Origin of the sequence: Paenibacillus sp. FSL R10-2199, assembly GCF_038000235.1 — a bacterium.
GTDB classification, from domain to species: Bacteria; Bacillota; Bacilli; order Paenibacillales; family Paenibacillaceae; genus Paenibacillus_AQ; species Paenibacillus_AQ phytohabitans.
Map to the genome: position 1 here is coordinate 1,667,279 of NZ_JBBOBO010000002.1, position 16,435 is coordinate 1,683,713.

The 16,435-nt window shown below is 53.1% G+C and carries 17 protein-coding genes; 2 read left to right on the forward strand and 15 right to left on the reverse strand.

Annotated features, from left to right (window positions below; genetic code table 11):
• Positions 1–100 precede the first annotated feature (100 nt).
• From NYE33_RS35090 to NYE33_RS35125, 8 genes are all read right to left on the reverse strand, one after another.
• Positions 101–1,195 carry a Leu/Phe/Val dehydrogenase gene (locus NYE33_RS35090; protein ID WP_042133922.1) on the reverse strand — a complete coding sequence of 365 codons (1,095 nt, stop codon included), beginning with the start codon at positions 1,193–1,195 and terminating at the stop codon, positions 101–103.
• Positions 1,196–1,377: 182 nt separating this feature from the next.
• Positions 1,378–1,707, reverse strand: coding sequence for a hypothetical protein (locus NYE33_RS35095; RefSeq protein WP_076247394.1), 330 nt, complete (start codon positions 1,705–1,707; stop codon positions 1,378–1,380).
• A gap of 37 nt (positions 1,708–1,744) precedes the next feature.
• On the reverse strand, positions 1,745–2,446 hold the full coding sequence (locus NYE33_RS35100; protein ID WP_341069917.1) for a pirin family protein: 702 nt from the start codon (positions 2,444–2,446) through the stop codon (positions 1,745–1,747).
• 180 nt (positions 2,447–2,626) lie between these two features.
• Entirely contained in the window at positions 2,627–3,274 is a 648-nt protein-coding gene (locus NYE33_RS35105) for a nitroreductase family protein (protein ID WP_340989043.1), read from the reverse strand.
• Positions 3,275–3,394: 120 nt separating this feature from the next.
• The gene (locus tag NYE33_RS35110; RefSeq protein WP_340989045.1) at positions 3,395–3,832 is read right to left on the reverse strand and encodes an RrF2 family transcriptional regulator; all 438 of its coding nucleotides are present in this window, start codon (positions 3,830–3,832) and stop codon (positions 3,395–3,397) included.
• A 30-nt stretch (positions 3,833–3,862) separates the two neighbouring features.
• A complete protein-coding gene (locus NYE33_RS35115) occupies positions 3,863–4,438 on the reverse strand; it encodes a hypothetical protein (protein WP_336103547.1) in 576 nt (191 codons plus the stop codon).
• A gap of 168 nt (positions 4,439–4,606) precedes the next feature.
• Positions 4,607–5,539 (reverse strand): manganese-dependent inorganic pyrophosphatase, encoded by a 933-nt coding sequence (locus NYE33_RS35120; protein ID WP_336103548.1) that lies wholly within the window; start codon positions 5,537–5,539, stop codon positions 4,607–4,609.
• An 88-nt stretch (positions 5,540–5,627) separates the two neighbouring features.
• Complete coding sequence (locus NYE33_RS35125) at positions 5,628–6,467, reverse strand: AAC(3) family N-acetyltransferase (protein WP_336103549.1); 840 nt, start codon at positions 6,465–6,467, stop codon at positions 5,628–5,630.
• Between the two features lie 192 nt (positions 6,468–6,659).
• Between NYE33_RS35125 and NYE33_RS35130 the strand changes: the two genes are divergently transcribed.
• Positions 6,660–7,643 (forward strand): ring-cleaving dioxygenase, encoded by a 984-nt coding sequence (locus tag NYE33_RS35130; protein ID WP_341069918.1) that lies wholly within the window; start codon positions 6,660–6,662, stop codon positions 7,641–7,643.
• A 198-nt stretch (positions 7,644–7,841) separates the two neighbouring features.
• On the opposite strand, the gene NYE33_RS35135 is transcribed toward NYE33_RS35130, so the two are convergent.
• Together NYE33_RS35135 and NYE33_RS35140 are read right to left on the reverse strand one after the other, a co-directional pair.
• On the reverse strand, positions 7,842–8,513 hold the full coding sequence (locus tag NYE33_RS35135) for a stalk domain-containing protein (protein WP_052421681.1): 672 nt from the start codon (positions 8,511–8,513) through the stop codon (positions 7,842–7,844).
• Between the two features lie 147 nt (positions 8,514–8,660).
• The gene (locus NYE33_RS35140; RefSeq protein WP_039302939.1) at positions 8,661–9,344 is read right to left on the reverse strand and encodes a YjjG family noncanonical pyrimidine nucleotidase; all 684 of its coding nucleotides are present in this window, start codon (positions 9,342–9,344) and stop codon (positions 8,661–8,663) included.
• A gap of 200 nt (positions 9,345–9,544) precedes the next feature.
• Between NYE33_RS35140 and NYE33_RS35145 the strand changes: the two genes are divergently transcribed.
• On the forward strand, positions 9,545–10,504 hold the full coding sequence (locus NYE33_RS35145; RefSeq protein WP_171720677.1) for an MraY family glycosyltransferase: 960 nt from the start codon (positions 9,545–9,547) through the stop codon (positions 10,502–10,504).
• Between the two features lie 382 nt (positions 10,505–10,886).
• On the opposite strand, the gene NYE33_RS35150 is transcribed toward NYE33_RS35145, so the two are convergent.
• The 5 genes from NYE33_RS35150 to aguA form a co-directional block, all read right to left on the reverse strand.
• Positions 10,887–11,408: a mismatch-specific DNA-glycosylase gene (locus NYE33_RS35150; RefSeq protein ID WP_144026182.1), complete on the reverse strand. Its 522-nt coding sequence runs from the start codon at positions 11,406–11,408 to the stop codon at positions 10,887–10,889.
• A gap of 279 nt (positions 11,409–11,687) precedes the next feature.
• A complete protein-coding gene (locus NYE33_RS35155) occupies positions 11,688–13,694 on the reverse strand; it encodes a DUF6449 domain-containing protein (protein WP_341069920.1) in 2,007 nt (668 codons plus the stop codon).
• Complete coding sequence (locus NYE33_RS35160; protein ID WP_042133894.1) at positions 13,669–14,571, reverse strand: ABC transporter ATP-binding protein; 903 nt, start codon at positions 14,569–14,571, stop codon at positions 13,669–13,671. Before NYE33_RS35160 ends, NYE33_RS35155 begins: the two co-directional genes overlap by 26 nt.
• Positions 14,564–14,953, reverse strand: a complete 390-nt coding sequence (locus tag NYE33_RS35165; protein ID WP_042133893.1) for a GntR family transcriptional regulator — start codon at positions 14,951–14,953, stop codon at positions 14,564–14,566. The genes NYE33_RS35160 and NYE33_RS35165 overlap by 8 nt, the downstream gene beginning before the upstream one ends.
• Positions 14,954–15,206: 253 nt before the next feature.
• Positions 15,207–16,307, reverse strand: a complete 1,101-nt coding sequence (aguA, locus tag NYE33_RS35170) for an agmatine deiminase (protein WP_076247379.1) — start codon at positions 16,305–16,307, stop codon at positions 15,207–15,209.
• Between the last annotated feature and the right edge of the window lie 128 nt (positions 16,308–16,435).

Here is a 16,435-nt window from a genome sequence, read left to right on the forward strand (position 1 = left end):
CCTGTTCACCGCCGATTAGCGGAACAGGGCCGTTCATGTACAGATTCAACGCAACCCGGATTATGCAGCGGGATCACCGCTCCCGCCCCGGCTGCTCACCTTATCTTCTGCTAAGGGCATGCTGCCCGTTGCGCAGGAAGGTACTGCGGCTGTTACGCAGCAGCGAGATCCGCTCCTCTGCGAGCTGATCCGCTGCAGCGTAAGCTGGAATTCCGCTCAGCTGGGAGATTTCCAGCACGCGGGTGATGCTGTCGTAGATTTTGGCGATTTGCTTGAACGCCCGTTCCTTGTTATAACCGTTCAACTCGTCGGCGATATTGATTACACCGCCGGCATTAATGACATAGTCCGGGGCGTAGACAATCCCCATCTCATGCAGGGCATCCCCGTGGCGCGGTTCTTTAAGCTGATTGTTAGCGGCTCCCGCCACAACCTTGGCTCTCAGCAGCGGCAGGGATTCATCATTAATGGTGGCACCGAGTGCGCACGGCGCGTAGATGTCACAATCCGCCTGAATAATCTCACCCGGGTCCACCGCTGTAGCCCCGTAAGCCTCTACTGCCCGGCTGACAGCCTCCTTATTAATATCTGTGACGATCAGGCGTGCCCCCTCCTCGTGAAGGTATTTGCACAGCGTGAAGGATACATTGCCGACACCCTGCACGGCAACGGTTCTGCCGTTCAGTGAATCACTGCCGAATGCCGCCTTGGCCGCTGCCTTCATTCCCCGGTATACCCCGAAAGCTGTAGCCGGTGAAGGATTGCCGGATGAACCGTAGGTAGCCGAGATGCCGGTGACGAAATCCGTCTCCTGATGGATGATGTCCATATCCTCTTCCGTAGTGCCTACATCCTCGGCTGTAATATAACGGCCGTTCAAGCCCTGTATGTATCTGCCGAAGGCGCGGAACATCGCCTCATTTTTATCTTTTTTGGGATCCCCGATAATCACCGTCTTGCCGCCGCCCAGATTCAGCCCGGCAACCGCATTCTTATACGTCATGCCCTTGGCGAGCCGGAGCGCGTCCACAACCGCCTCTCCCTCTGTAGCATAGGTCCACATTCTCGTTCCACCCAGTGCGGGACCCAGTGTTGTGTCATGAATAGCAATGATTGCCTTCAAGCCTGATGCCTTATCCTGACAAAACAGCACTTCCTCGTAGTCGTCCCGCTCCATTGCCGCAAACAATTCCATTAGCTTCATTTCTCCTGTCTCCACTTTATGTACATGTTACGTTTCATAACAAAGCTAGACCTTTCAGGACATGTTGTCAATATCTTTTGTCCCATTTTCAGCTTTTTTCAGCAAAATCCAGCAAGCACCAGACATCAACCTCACGCGAAGCATTAGAGAGTCAGATTGATGTCTTTGCAGCTTTATTCCCAGTATTGGTCCGGCCGGTATTCGATCTCGGATTGCACAGCTATCGTCAGACGGCCCGTGGCCGCATCATATACTACAGGATGATCACCTACGTAATACCAGTGCTTAATCACCGGCCCGCCAGCCGGTTCCTCGAAACGGAATACATTCAGCTCAGCCTTGAGTTCAGCAACTGCCGCACCCTTATCAGCCGGAACTCCGGTTAGGGTAATCACGGTTAGCCCGCCCTGCTCATCAAAGGTATAGCCTATGCCATCTGTACTGCTGATCAGCATACGCCCTGTTACGGAATGCTTCACCAGTACTCTTTCCTGCTCTGCCATCAAGGATTCCTCCTCCACATTTAGGTTTAAGCCTTATTTAAGGCAGATCAATCAGCATGACAAGCATATCCCCGTCTGCCTGCAGCTCCAAATGGCTCACCCCTTCAATCCGGGCAGAATCTCCCGGCTTCAGCACAGCGTCCCCGTTCAGCGTAATTTGTCCGCCGATTAAATAGACGAAGATCCGCCGGCCCGGCTCCTGCCGGAAATCAAGCAGCCCGCCAGCCTGCGCTCTGCCCAGATAGATGGTCATATCCTGGGCAATGCCGACGACCTCCGCCGAGGCTTCAGCTGCCACTACCGGAAGCAGTCTTCCATCCAGATTCGCCGGATCGAAGCGTCCTGTCGCATAGGAAGGAGCCGTTCCCCGGGTACGCGGCATGAACCACAGCTGCAGCAGCCGCACCGGCTCGCTGTCAGAAGGGTTATGCTCTGTATGAATGGCGCCCGTTCCGGCTGACATCCGCTGAATGCCGCCAAAAGAAGTCTCCGCCACATTGCCAAGGTTATCCTCATGGCGCAACACGCCGGACAGCACAATGGAGACAATCTCCATATCACTGTGCGGGTGGGCACCAAAGCCTCTTCCCGGAGAGATGGTATCATCGTTGCAGACCCGCATCGGGCCGAAGGCTGTATTATCAGGATCATAGAAATCGCCGAACGAGAAGACATGACTGCCCTTCAGCCAGCCGTGATCGAACCGGTGTGCAGACTCTGCAGGATATACTGTAATCAATGTGATCTCCTCCTAAAGGCTGTTATGGTCTGTCTTAATGAATTTCAGGGTCTTCCATACCTTCAGTGTAGCAGAAAGCTCCGCAAACAAGAAGAAACGGGCACCGGCCCTTGGGGCGGCATCCGTTTCTTCAGAAGACAGCAGGTTCAGTAATATAGTGTGAAGCTTAATCCTTCAGAATTAGGCCTGAAAAGCGTTCCATTGCGCAACTGCTTCCAGCGGAAGTCTGGCTGTCGGCCGTCCCTCTACAGCTGCCTTGCCCAGTGCAATGAGCATCACCGGCACATAACGCTCCGTAATCCCGAACAGCGCCTTGAAGCTGTCGTGCACGAATCCGCCCATAGGCACGGTATCATAACCTCTCGCCTTGGCTGCCAGCATAAGCTGCATGGAGATCAGCCCTCCGTCGATCAGCGCAATCTCCTTCAGCTTCTCAGCAGGCATGCCCGAATAGCCGTCATAGCTTCTTTTGGCCATAGCCGCACCTATTTCCGCTGTGACATAACCGGCTGCTTCTGCGTACTGATAGATGGTCTCCGCGTTGCGGTAAGCCTCCAGATCGCCAAGTACGGCTATCGTTGCTGAGGATTCGGTAATCTGTGCCTGGTTATGGGCGATCGGCAGGAGCTGCGCCTTCACGTCCGGGTCGGTAATAACAATGAACCGCCAAGGCTGCAGATTGGACGAAGACGGGGCAAGAATCGCCTCTTCGAGGATCTCCTTAATCTCCGCATCGGATATTGTCCAGGATGGATCGTATTTCCGCACAGAATGCCTATCGCGAATCACCTTGCCGAATTCCTGTTCTACCTTTAGTTCTGCTGACATACGCTCATCCTCCTCTTCCTCTTCCTGATCCAAATAAGCACTTCATCAACCGCTGTATTCTAGCGCCAGCGTTTAACTGTATAATATTACGCACAGTATAATTCAAAAAAAAGCACCCTGTCAATCTTCCGTTTTGCGCACCATATCGGCCAGCGTATAACGTTCCAGAACTCTTAGCGCACTCTGGTCCAGCTCGTCCAGCAATTCACCATAGGCAACCTTCATTTGTGTCCCCAATGCATTTACACATATTGTATCACTATGACCATTATCGCGTCCTTCTCCTGCCTCCATAGCCTGATAAATCTCAGCAAGCGTCAACTCTTCCGGCGCCCGGTTAAGCAGATATCCTCCGTCACGCCCCTCGCGGGTTACCAGAATCTGCTCACGGGTCAGATTAGCCATAAGGCGCCTCAACAGTGTGGCTTCAGACGACAGCAATCCGGCGATTTCGCAGCTGGAACAGGTACTACCTTTTTTCGCGAGAATTACCAATGCCTGCAGTACAAGACCAAACGACTTATATTGGGGAGCTCCGCTGTTTCGTGTTTTTGCCATATTCCCCGCTCCTCCTTCATGATGAAGACCCTAAGTGGTCGATATCTGCAGTTCGGAAACGATGAACCATTTCTTGGATGCAGTGTCTTTCAAATAGACCTGGATCGTATAGCTGCCCTTCTCCGTGAAGGTGTAATTATACGCCGCCGACTTGAACCAGAAGCTCTCCTTCTTCTCCGTAATCTGCTGATTGTCCACGGTATCCGTTTTGCCGGCCGGGTCGGTAATTGTTATTTTCAAATCAGAAACATCCGTTTTCAGCTGATCCACCTGCACCAGGGTGTAGAACGTGCTGCTGGATGCGGTTCTTACTTTGCCGAAAATGGTACCCTTTTCATCAAGCAGCACCGTGTTCACATTGGGCTTATAGATACGGACCGTCCCCGCCGACTCGTCCAGAGACAGGATCGCATGCATATTGTCTGGAAGCTGGTCCAGCGGCACATAGGTCTGGCCTTCCGATGATATCCCCGGCTGCTTTTGAAGCACATTATTTATGTATACAGAGAGATCCGTTTTGCCCGCAGCAGCATACAGCAAAGTTCCTCCTGAGATAATCATCAGTCCAAGTGTGGACACCGCCAGCTTACGTATCTTCCCCATCATTTCCGTCCCCCTCAAATATTCCTATGCTGATTATACCCGCCAAACCGGAAGGAGTTGCTGTCAATTGTAAAATAAAACCGGTTGCTTCATCCTGTTAAGGATGCTGCAGCCGGCTTTATATAAAATTATGAATAATTTACTGTTCCGGATGAGTTCCTGGCGTGCCTGTTACAGCTTGGCAATCGTCTCGGTCAGCACCGGTACGATCTGTGATTTGCGGGAAACTACACCCTTCAGCACAGCTTTGTTGTCGTCCAGCTTCACATTGTAAGCCTGCTCCACGGCACCGGCCACGCGGCCCAACGCCAGTCCAACCGAATCGTTGTTCAGGATATCGGTAACTACGAACAGGAACAGATCAAGTCCCTTGTCGTCGATAATCGCGGTAAGGGCTGTTTCCAGCTCTGCCTGCTTGGAGAGCACATCGTTCACATCTACCGCATTGACCTGGGCGATCTCCACTTTGTATTCACCCATTTTGAATTCCTTGGCATCCAGGGAGATCAGCTGGGCAATACTCTTGTCGCTTAGGTCCGCACCCGCTTTGAGCATGGCAAGGCCATAGCTGTCAGCGTCTACACCAGCAATGTCAGCCAGCTCACGGGCAGCGGCAACATCTTCATCTGTGCAGGTCGGCGATTTGAACAGCAGGGAGTCGGAAATGATAGCGGAGAGCATCAGACCGGCGATGTCCTTCGGAATGGCTACACCATGCTCTTTGTACAGCTTGTTCAGGATTGTTGCAGTGCAGCCTACCGGCTCTGCACGATAGTACAGCGGATGAGCGGTTTCAAAGTTGGCAATCCGGTGATGGTCGATAACTTCAACCACACGGACCTGATCGATATCATTCGCACTTTGCTGGCGTTCGTTATGGTCAACGAGAATAACCTGCTTCGCTTCAGCGGCAACATTCTCCACGTGGCGCGGTGCCGGTACCCCGAAGTGATCAAGCGCATATTGGGTTTCTCCGCTGACTTCTCCCAGCCGGACCGGCTCGGCATCCCAGCCCAGTTCCTTCTTGAGTGCTGCATAAGCAATTGCTGAACAGATGGTATCTGTATCCGGGTTTTTGTGTCCAAAGATCAAAGTTTTTGTCATTTCCAATCTCCTTACTTTGTTTTTTGTGAGAATAATATACCATACATTGATAGGGCCTTGCCAGAATGAACAGATACCCGGCCCCGGATTAAGGGCGGGAGCGCTCCCGGGCTGGCCGGTGCTGCGGAATTCCCGGCTTCGTCTTGGGTAATGCTTCAGGCACATCCCCTCCGCTTAGCGGTTCATTGTCCGAGAACAAATCCGGATTGTCCTCCAGCATGCGGCTCAGGATATCCGTGGTCTCCACGGTTCCGCAGATCATGACTCCGGCATCCCCGAAGCTCCCCCGGCGCAGAGCGCCGCCTTCCTCCAGCACAGGCTCCACTTTCCAGAAATGCTGCGACCAGGACAGCCCGGAATGTCTGCGTGAAGGAACAGCGATTTCCTCCCCTTCAGGTGTCACAGTGTAGAGCAGTTCATGCCCGTCCGTCATTCTGCCGGGGATATCCACCCACTCTTCAATGCCATGGATGAAGGTATTCCTCCGCAGATCCACACCCAGCAGCATAATCTCTGCCTTGCGGTCCAGCAGCTTACCGTAGACCGAGCCTCGCGCGCAGGGCGTATCCCAGCGCTGGTCTCCGGCAGTGAAGGCCGCCGCGTCTGCTCCAAGCGCAGCTACAGAGTGGGTCGGATGCCAGGAGCGGATCACACCCGGCCGCTTCCGGAACAGCTCCGGCAGGATGCCGACACAGACGGGTGACTCCAGAACAGAGAACTTCGGGTTCGCCCCGTTAATATATGACCAGGTATGTGCCGGCAGGACAAGCAGCCCTTCCTTCATATATTCGGAGAGCGCATCCAGTACGGTGTCCGCCCCTCCTTCTACTTCACCGATGCTTTTATAGGAGGAATGAACCAGCAGCGTTCCGCGCGGATCGATTCGCAGGTTCTCCAGCTGCCGCAGCAGACTTGATTGGGTATGCATGTTTACCCCCGCTTTCTTGGATACTATATAGGATTATAAAATACATCTTGCATTTATTCTTATTAACTATTAAAATTATAGTAACTTAAAAATACTCATTAAGTATCCGGTACGTTCAAATACATCCGCTTAAGGTCACAAAATTATAGCTGCTGCTTACGAAGCGGCAAAACTTTATTAGGAGGTCTTCCCATGAGTTTAACATTAAAAGGGCTTCATCATGTATCCGCCATTACAGCCAAAGCACCGGAAAACTACAAATTCTATACAGAAGTGCTCGGACTCCGCCTGATCAAAAAAACAGTAAACCAGGATGATGTCTCTGTCTATCACCTGTTCTATGGTGATGAGACCGGGAATCCGGGTACGGAGCTTACCTTCTTCGAGCTGCCGAACGCCGGCCGCAACCGCGACGGCAACAACAGCATCTCTGCACTTTCACTCCGTGTACCAAGTGATGATGCGCTGCTCTTCTGGACCCAGCGGTTCACGGTGTTTGGTGTAGAGCACGATGAGATTACCGAACGCGGCGGCCGCAAGACGCTGGCCTTCACCGACCACGAGGGACAGCGCCTCATCCTCGTCTCGGATGAGCATAATCAGGGCATGGCCGGCGGCAAGCCCTGGGACAAGAGCCCCGTACCGGCGGAATATGCCATTGTTGGACTGGGTCCGGCACATCTTACAGTGGAGACTGCCGAACATACGGCACTGATTCTGGAAGACCTGCTCGGCTTCCGCCGCGCAGGCACTTATCCTTCGCCGGTAACCGGACAGCCGGATGTCATCGTGTTCGAGACCGGAGAAGGCGGGTCCGGCACGGAGATTCATCTGGAGGAACGCAAGGATCTGCCGCAGGAGCGCCTCGGACGGGGCGGTGTACACCATGTCGCCTTCCGCGTGGATAACGAAGAAGAGCTCAAGCTGTGGATCGAACGTATCCGCACCGTGCAGCTGCCCAATTCCGGATTCGTCGACCGCTTCTACTTCCGCTCACTGTACTTCCGCGAGCCGAATGGAATCCTGTTCGAGCTGGCTACGGATGGACCGGGCTTCGCCACCGATGAAGAGGTGGAGCATCTCGGGGAATCACTGGCCCTGCCGCCGTTCCTGGAGTCGAAACGTGAACAGATCGAAGCCCATTTGAAGCCGCTGGATACCCGGCAGCAGGCTTAAGGCGTCTGCCCGGCTGGCGGGCACAGCATCTATCCTGCTCAGAGGACCCACGGACAGCGGACAATCAGGGTCTCCGGGTGCAGAAGTCCGTGTACCAGGCACCTCCTGAATCTGCAGCATCCCAGCAAAAACTCCGGGCCGACAAGCGGCCCGGAGTTTTGAGTCTGTATACGGCTGTATGACGGCATACTTACTCCGTTAGCTCTCTGACCAGGTAACGGTGAAGATATTGAAGCCCGGCCGGGCAGTCGAAGCTTTACCAGTGATCGATACCGGGCTTGTACCACCGAGTCTGCCGGTAATTTTGACCGTGCTGGCGGATACGGTCTCAGAGGCATTATCGAGCCGCTTAATCCGCACATATTCACTGTATACGAATCCCATCATGTCCAGCGTTTCCTGCGTGGAGTAGCTGAAGGCTACCTTTTTCACACCGTTAGCATCCGTATCAAGGGTAGTCGCAATCAGGGCATCGGCCGGAATCGGGAAATCCTTCGGCAGATTAACCGGCCGGGCAGTACCCTCTACCGGAGCTGTAGTCCCGCCGCCAGCGGAGGTTCCCGGTGAAGGAGTGACCTCGCTGCCGGTACCGATCCGCACTTTATAATTCGCGGCATCATAAGTTATCGGCACATCCAGCGCATCCGCGATCGAACGGATTGGCAGGTAAGTGGTGCCTTCGTAGGTGATTGGCGTTAGAGTTTTGCCATTGCCGTCCTTCAGCCAGTAAGGAGTGCCATCCACCACAATCCCGAGACTGTGGTTGAGATAGGCTTTGATCTGCTGCAGCTTGGCGCCTGCGTAGACTCCTGCCGAGCCGGTTACCGTAAGTCCGGTGACCACGGCGGCAATCAGCCATTTTTTGTTCATAGTAATCCTCTCCCGTGTGTTGTTATCAATATAGGATGAATATAGCGTCCTTATATATTTAACACAGGGGAGAATCTTTCAACCTCCCGGAAGCCAAGTTCAAGAAGGATTGGCGCGCCACTTCACCCGCCTGCCACAAACTTCGCCCTAGCGCACAATCTCCAGCAGCTCATGTAAACTGCGGATTTCATAGGTAGGCAGCACATCCGGATCTCCCGGCTTCTCCAGCGGATTGAACCAGCAGGTATCGATGCCATAATTGATCCCGCCCTGGATATCCGAGGTCAGGGAGTCACCGACAATCAGCACCTTACTTTTATCGGTAATCTTAAGCCGCTCAAAAGCATAGTCAAAAATCCCCGTCTCCGGCTTCTGATACCCGGTCTCCTCAGAGATAATAATCGCCTCGAACACCTCGCTCAGCGGCGAACCCTTAATTCTGGATTGCTGCACATCCTTGATTCCGTTCGTAATAATCGCCAGCCTGCATCCGGCAAGCTCTCCGCACAGCTCTATCGCGCCTTGAATCAGGAACGTGCCTTCACCGAGGAACCGCAGATAAGCTTCGCTGAATTCATCCGGCTTAAGCTCAAGGTGATGTGCGGCAAACAGCCGGTTGAACCGCTCCACCCGCAGCGCGGCAGAGGTAATCCGCCCCTGCTCGAAATCCTTCCACAGCGAATGGTTAATTGCTTTGTAGCTGGCCGCATAGTCCTCTGCCCCTGTCGGCAGGCCAAAATGGGCAAAGGCGTGGTACAAGGCATGGCTCTCCGCCATCCCGTAATCAAACAGCGTATCATCAGCATCAAATAAAATACATTCGTATTTCAAAATAATTCCCTCCATCTCGTTTGCTGGTTCGACAACGTATAACCTTCTGCGATATAATTTAGGACAGACCAGCCCAAGCAGAAACGGCTTTACCGTCCTTTTTTTAAGGATGGTAGCGTTTCTGCGAGAAATAGAAGGATAAGTTATCGTGTGAAACCTATATGTTCTTATATTTTAAATAAATCAACGGGGTGATTGTCATTTTATACGTTTTAGCGTTTCTCGTGTCATTTTTTATCGTTTATCTGCTGATTCCCCCTCTTGGTAAGCTCGCTTTCCGCCTTGATTTTGTGGACAGGCCCAGAGAAGATGTAGAACGCAAAATACATAGGGAGCCGATTCCGCTCACGGCCAGCTATGCCATATTCGTAGGCTTCTTTATTACATATCTGCTGTTTGCCCGGGATTTCTCACTGGAGACGCTGGCCCTGTTCATCGGCGGCGTGCTGCTGCTGACAATAGGAACCATTGATGACTGGTACAAAACCAAAGGCAAGGACTTCCCGGCGCTTCCGAAATTCATTGTTCAGATCGCCGCAGCGATTCTCGTCTTTTTCTCAGGCAATGCCTTCACGGGATTCATCAATCCCTTCTCAGGAGATTATATCTCACTGCCATTCATTCTGCAGTTCCTGCTGACGATTATCTGGATCTTCGGCGTCACCACGGTGATTAATTTCTCTGACGGCATGGATGGCCTGGCCGGAGGACTGACGGCGATCTCGGCAGTAACCCTGTTCGTAGTCGCCATTACCATGGGACAATCCTCGTCGGCCATCATGGCGATGTCGCTGATCGGGGTCACAGTCGCGTATCTGCGCTACAACAAGGCTCCCGCCAAAATCTTCATGGGTGACGCCGGCGCCACCTTCCTCGGCTTCATTCTGGCCGTGATTGCGCTCGACGGTGCCTTCAAGCAGGCAACGGTGCTGTCCCTGTGCATCCCGATTCTTGCGCTCGGCGTGCCGATCTTCGATAATATTTTTGTTGTCGTCAAAAGGTTCCTCAAGGGCCAGGCCATCTATCAGGCCGACGCCACCCAGGTTCATTACCGCCTGCTCAAAGCCGGCCTGAACCAGAAACAGGTCGTTGCTGTGCTGTATCTGGTCAGCGTCTGCCTGTCGTTATCATCCATCATTCTGCTGCTGATTCAGATCTAACTATGTAAGCCCCCTTAAGCCTTTGAGCTGAGGGGGCTTTTGTTTTACCTGCAGTTCACTGCAATTGTTCGAATTTACCAGCTTTATCCGCTTATCCGCGTTCCGGGGCAAAGATCTGGTGACCTTTTATAAAATCCTACCTATAATACAACATTCCCTTCATCCTATGGGCCTAAATCCAGAATTGTTGTACAAAAGGCATGATTTCGCCTTTCTCTAGCGGCTTAGCAGGATTATTCTTGTATTTCATACAACAATCCGCCTGAATACCTGGCTCTCAATGAATCAAAGTTGTAAAACGTACAACTTTCAGGTCTACAGGGCTTCCTCAGAAGTCCCCATCCTGCGGAAACTACGAATCAAGTATATGGCGGCCCTTGCCTCAAGTCTCCTTCTCTTCCGTAAAATCATGCAGACGCCGGTAAATATCCACGATCTCCGGCATTGGCATACGGACGAGACCGCTGGACGAAGGCGCGACAAACTCCCGCACTCCATCCACCACCGGAGTCACCCCCTCCTGAAATCCCCAGTCCGCTTTGGTTCTGCGGCTGAATTCCGTGTATACGCCTTTGCCGACAAAGCAGGCGATCTCCGGACGGTATTGCTCCAGCTTGGCCCGGAGCAGCTCCCGGCCCTGCGTGTATTCCTCCCGGGTTATATCTTCAGCGCCTACCGTGGGGCGGGCGACAATGTTCGTGAACCCGTAGCCCAGCTTCAGCAATTCGCCGTCCTCCGAGGCATCATACAGCCGCGGCGTCAGACCGGACTTATGCAGGATGCGCCAGAAGTTATTGCGCGGATTGGCATAGTGGTGACCCAGCTCTCCGGAACGGATGCTGGGGTTAAATCCTATGAAGACGATCTGCAGTCCATGATCCAGATGATCCGGTACCTCTTCCATTAAAGTTCCCTCCTTACACGGCAGCTTCATGTGAGTCATTATGCTTACTTTATATAAGCATAACCCAAGCAGAGGCTTAAGACACGCAAGCGCCTCATTTCCGCACCTCATTTCCTCCCCGGCACGCTTCGGGCGGAATAAAGAGTATCCATCCCGAATGCAGCAGCCTCATTCTCTATTTCCCCCATACATGCGGCAGAGCAATGCCCCCGTCCGGGAAACATCACCGGATACGGGGGCATTAGTCTGACTTTGGTTTAATTTTAATAGACAAGATGACTATGGTAGAAGGGCCTTTAGCTCTGGCGTTACGTCTTGTTCGTCTATTGAGATGTAACTCGTCATTCCAATTTTGTACTCTATCTTCACCACGTACCTGCCATCTTGTCCGGTGACATTCTGACGGTGCTGCAGAATATCATCAATAAGTGTCTTATCTTTAACTGTGACTGAACGTTCCTCGTTGCGGGCCAGATTCAAACGCCGTTCAATACTGCCACGAAGCGCTGAAGCCATTCCATCCTTGTTGTAATCTTTGAAAATTACAGCCGACAATACGTCCTTTGCTGTTGCCTTAACTTTATTAGCATAGCCCTTCTGTTCCAGCCAGGTCCCCAATTCATGGTATGAAGGATACCACGGATAAGAATAATAGCGCTGATAACCTGTTGAATCCGGTTTATTGACTAACTCAATGGATGCCCGCTCAAGCTGACCGGAAACCTGATCTTCATAGGACATATTCAATACTTCCCGCTTCAGAATCTCCTTAAGCTCCTGAACCTCCTGCCGGTCAGAAATACTGACCGCCTTATCCAGATTACTCAGTCTGAAGCTGTCTACATTCCGGTCCAGCATGGACAGAACATATTTCACGCGCTTAAAGTCCGCATTCTCCATTATGGCTTTCAGTTCCGGCTCGAAACCCTTGGCCGGAACATTGTAGGTCCGCATCAGCTTCCGCCCGCTCTCCAGCTTATATACCAGGGTGAACTGCCGGTTACCCGTATAATCATAACTCGGCGCATTCCCGGGATCCGGCCTCAAAGTAACAATCGCATGATGCAGCGCAGTGACAGCTTCAATGTACCGCGGATCCGTGGATAGAATCTCTTCCTCCGGTTCCTTAATGCCGTTAATCCCTTGTGGTGGATCCTGGGTTAAGAACTCGTAATTCCCCCCGGCATATACCGCAGTCACTTTATCAACCTGTGGCACCCTGTCCTCATACCCGGTTAACCCTGACACGGGAATGTAGAGCAGCAGACCCAGCAGCACGCTGTAGACCGCGAATTCAAGCGGCAGCCTGCGGGTCAGAATATGCCAGGTTTTACGGAGAATCATCTCTACTACAATGTAACCAACCAGCCCTCCGATAAAGACACTGCCGATGATCCAGCCAAGCTGATTCCGCCCGGTACCGAAGTAAAGGCTGGCCAGAAGCATACTGCACAGCATCACACCGGCTTTGAACAGCGGATTGAAGTAGGAGAAGGCCAGAGCCTGACCGGCTTTTTCCCCGTGGCGTTTACGGTACAGCAGGAAGGACAGCGCCATGAACACAGCGGAAAGAATGGCATATACCCACGTCTCCACACTAGTTAAAGGCTCCACGGACAGGTCCATAATACGCAGAAGCGGTGCCCAGTTATTCAGGATATTCTGCAAGCCGGACCATTCTGGATACCCGTAGAGATATCTGTTCAGATGCAGGTCGATGAATTGCAGGAGTGCAGCGGGAAGAACCAGCAGGATGAAGATCAGGATTCCCTGGAGAATGGTCTGTCCCGTGCAAATGCCTACAAATACCGTGAACACAAATAGAAACAGCGTCAGCAGGCTGACGGTCAGGCACCATTCCCAGACATCGGCTGCGTTGTAGATATACATGATGCCGTCCAGCGGGCGGATGATAGCCGCAACCGCAGCCGTAATCCAGACAGGCGGAAGCAGCAGGAGCAAACCGCTCAGCGTATGGGAAGCCAGCAGATGCGAGCGCCGCAGCGGCAGGCTGTGCCACAGGTCGGAAGGCATTTTGGACTGCAGATAACGGAACAGGAATAAGCCGGCTCCAACAGGAAAAGCAACAAGGAAAGGTGCAATATCTATGCCAATGTTAAAAAGGTCCGGTATCTCCATCGGCTCCGTAAAACGATAGCCGTTCATGAGTATCTGCAGCGGGAATATGAACAACAGTACCAGTGTATATAGAATTCCGATCCAGCCGTGCTGGCGCAGATTCTGGCGGATAATGCTGCTGTTAAAGAAGTATCGGCTGCGCGTCATAACCGGCATCCCCCATTTCATAAATAAAGATTTCCTCCAGCGTCAGCGCCAGCAGATCGAACACATAAGGCTCGTAGACATGAAAAGCCTGGGCGATCCGCTCCCGGTCGCCTTTTACAATATACAGGCTGACACTCCCCCGCTGCTCCTGATGGAGAATCTGCAGCTTGGCCTCCAGCGCCGCAGCATGGCGTTCATCGCGGAAAGCCACCTGGATCTTATGCGTGTCCGCCTTCAGATCATCCAGATCCTTCTCGACCAGCATCCGGCCTTCATGCATAATGCCGACATGGTCGCATAGATCTTCGATTTCCCGCAGGTTATGCGAGGAGATCAGCACGGTAAGCTCCCGCTCGGCCACCTCCTGGAACAGCAGATTCTTGATCTGCCTGCGCATGACCGGGTCCAGCCCGTCGATCGGCTCGTCCATAATCAGCACATCCGGCTTGCAGCTGAGGGCCAGCCAGAAGGCGGCTTGGCGCTGCATTCCTTTGGAGAAACGGCTGAGCTTGCGCCGGGTATCCAGCCGGAACGCCGTCCCGAGCTCCTCGTATCTCTTCTGGCTCCATTCCGGATAGATGGAACGGTAGAATGCCGCCATACTTCTGATAGTTGCCTGCGGGAAGAAATAAGGACTGTCCGGCATGAAGATCAGCCTGCGCTTCACCTCAGGAGCTTCGAACACCGGCTGGCCGTCTATTTTGACACTCCCTGTTTCAGGACGATAGATACCGGCGAGCGTCTTCAGCAGCGTTGTTTTACCGGCTCCGTTGGAGCCCAGCAAGCCGTAAATGGCGCCTTTATGTACAGTCAGCGAAATGTCTTCAACAGCCTTTTCCTCCTGGAAAATCTTGCTCACTCCGCGTATCTCAATCATGGCTGTTCTCCTCTCTTCTCTTATCCAGCGCCTGGCGGTACAGCGCACTCATCTCACTCTCCGTGAATCCGAGATAGACTGCCTCTGCCATCAGCCGCAGCAGCTCTTCCTTCAGCTCTGCCCGTTTACTCTCATTCTGTCCGTGCTGCAGCGGGGCTACGAAATTGCCTTTGCCCTGCAGTGAATAGATGTAACCTTCCCGCTCCAGCTCCCTGTAGGCTTTCTGGATCGTATTGGGATTCACCGTAAGCTGCGAGGATAAAGCCCTCACCGAAGGCAGCTGTTCATCCGCCTGCAGAATACCATGCATAATCATCTCTTTGACCTTACCGGTCAGCTGTTCATAGATCGGCTTGCGGCTGCGTACATCGAGTTCGAACATGACAGTCCTCCTTTCATATGATGTTTCACAGGGTGTCAAGGTGTATTAACTGTACTACTATTATTAATACAGTTGCGGTTATATGTCAATCATTAACATACAAGCATTGATTGAACCTTAACCAGCGCTTTTCCAGCGAGTCGGCCGGGTAAACCGTTTCACTCCATGCACAAAAAGAACCCGGGCCACAAGAGGAACCGGGTTAGACGATATGCCGGCCCGTTTCGAGCCCGGTGCAGGTGCAAGTGCAAAACTACCAGCCCCGGGGCTGCTGCTGGGTAATACAGTGAATATTCCCGCCGCCCAAGGCGATCTCACGGGTATTGACCTGCACCACCGTGCGGTCTGTGAATAACTGCTGCACGGTCTCCAGCGCCTCCCCATCCCGTCTGTCCCCGAATGCCGGCATTACCACTCCGCCATTGCAGATATAGAAATTCACATAAGTCGCAGCGAATGTTGTACCTGAGGCACGGCTGTAGCTGCCGCTGGCCGGGTCGATCCATCCCGCCTCTTCATCTGTAATGATCAGCCGCTCCGGGATGTGCAGCCGGTGAACCTCCAGTTTGCGCCCGCGGGCATCCCTCTGCCGGATGAGCCGTGAATAGGCTTCGTGCAGCACCTCATATTGCGGATCTTCCCGGTCGTCCGTCCAGCTCATCACCACTACGCCCGGCTTCACAAAAGCGGCCACCTCATCAATATGCCCGTCCGTCTCATCATCGCTCATTCCTCGGGGCAGCCAGATAATCTTGTCTACGTTCAGCGTATCGCGCAAATAACCCCCGATCTGCCTTTTGGACAGATGAGGGTTGCGGTTCTTATGCAGCAGACACTGCTCAGTAGTTATCAGCGTACCTTCTCCATCCACATGAACAGCTCCGCCCTCAAGGATGAAATGCCGCAGGTCATAATAGTCCAGCTTCTCGATCTCCAGCACCTTCCGCTTCACCAGCAGATCCTGGTCCCAGGGAAAATACAGCCCTCCGTCCAGTCCGCCCCAGGCGTTGAACCCCCAGTCAATTCCCCTCACCCCGCCGCTGCTGTTCACTACAAAGGTCGGGCCGATATCCCGCATCCACGCATCGTTCGAGGAGATCTCCACCACACGTACCTGCGGCGGCACAAGTGCCCGGACATGCTCATATTGGGCACTGATGGTGCCTATCGTTACAGGCTCAAACTCCGCAATCGCTGCCGCCACTCTGGCAAAAGCAGCCTGCGCCGGCTTCGCCCCCAGCCGCCAAGTGTCCGTCCGGGTCGGCCAGAGCATCCATGTCCCCTGATGCGGCTCGAATTCTCCGGGCATACGGTAGCCGTCTTGTCTGGGTGTACTGGTAATTCTGCGTGGCATAAGCATCCCTCCCGGCACTTGAACAGGATGGGGACCGCAGAGAACGCTGCCCGGCATCTCGTCCTGTTCCAATTTATGCGGGGCCGGGACTTATTGCTACGATTCGGAACACCGGTGAACAAAATAAT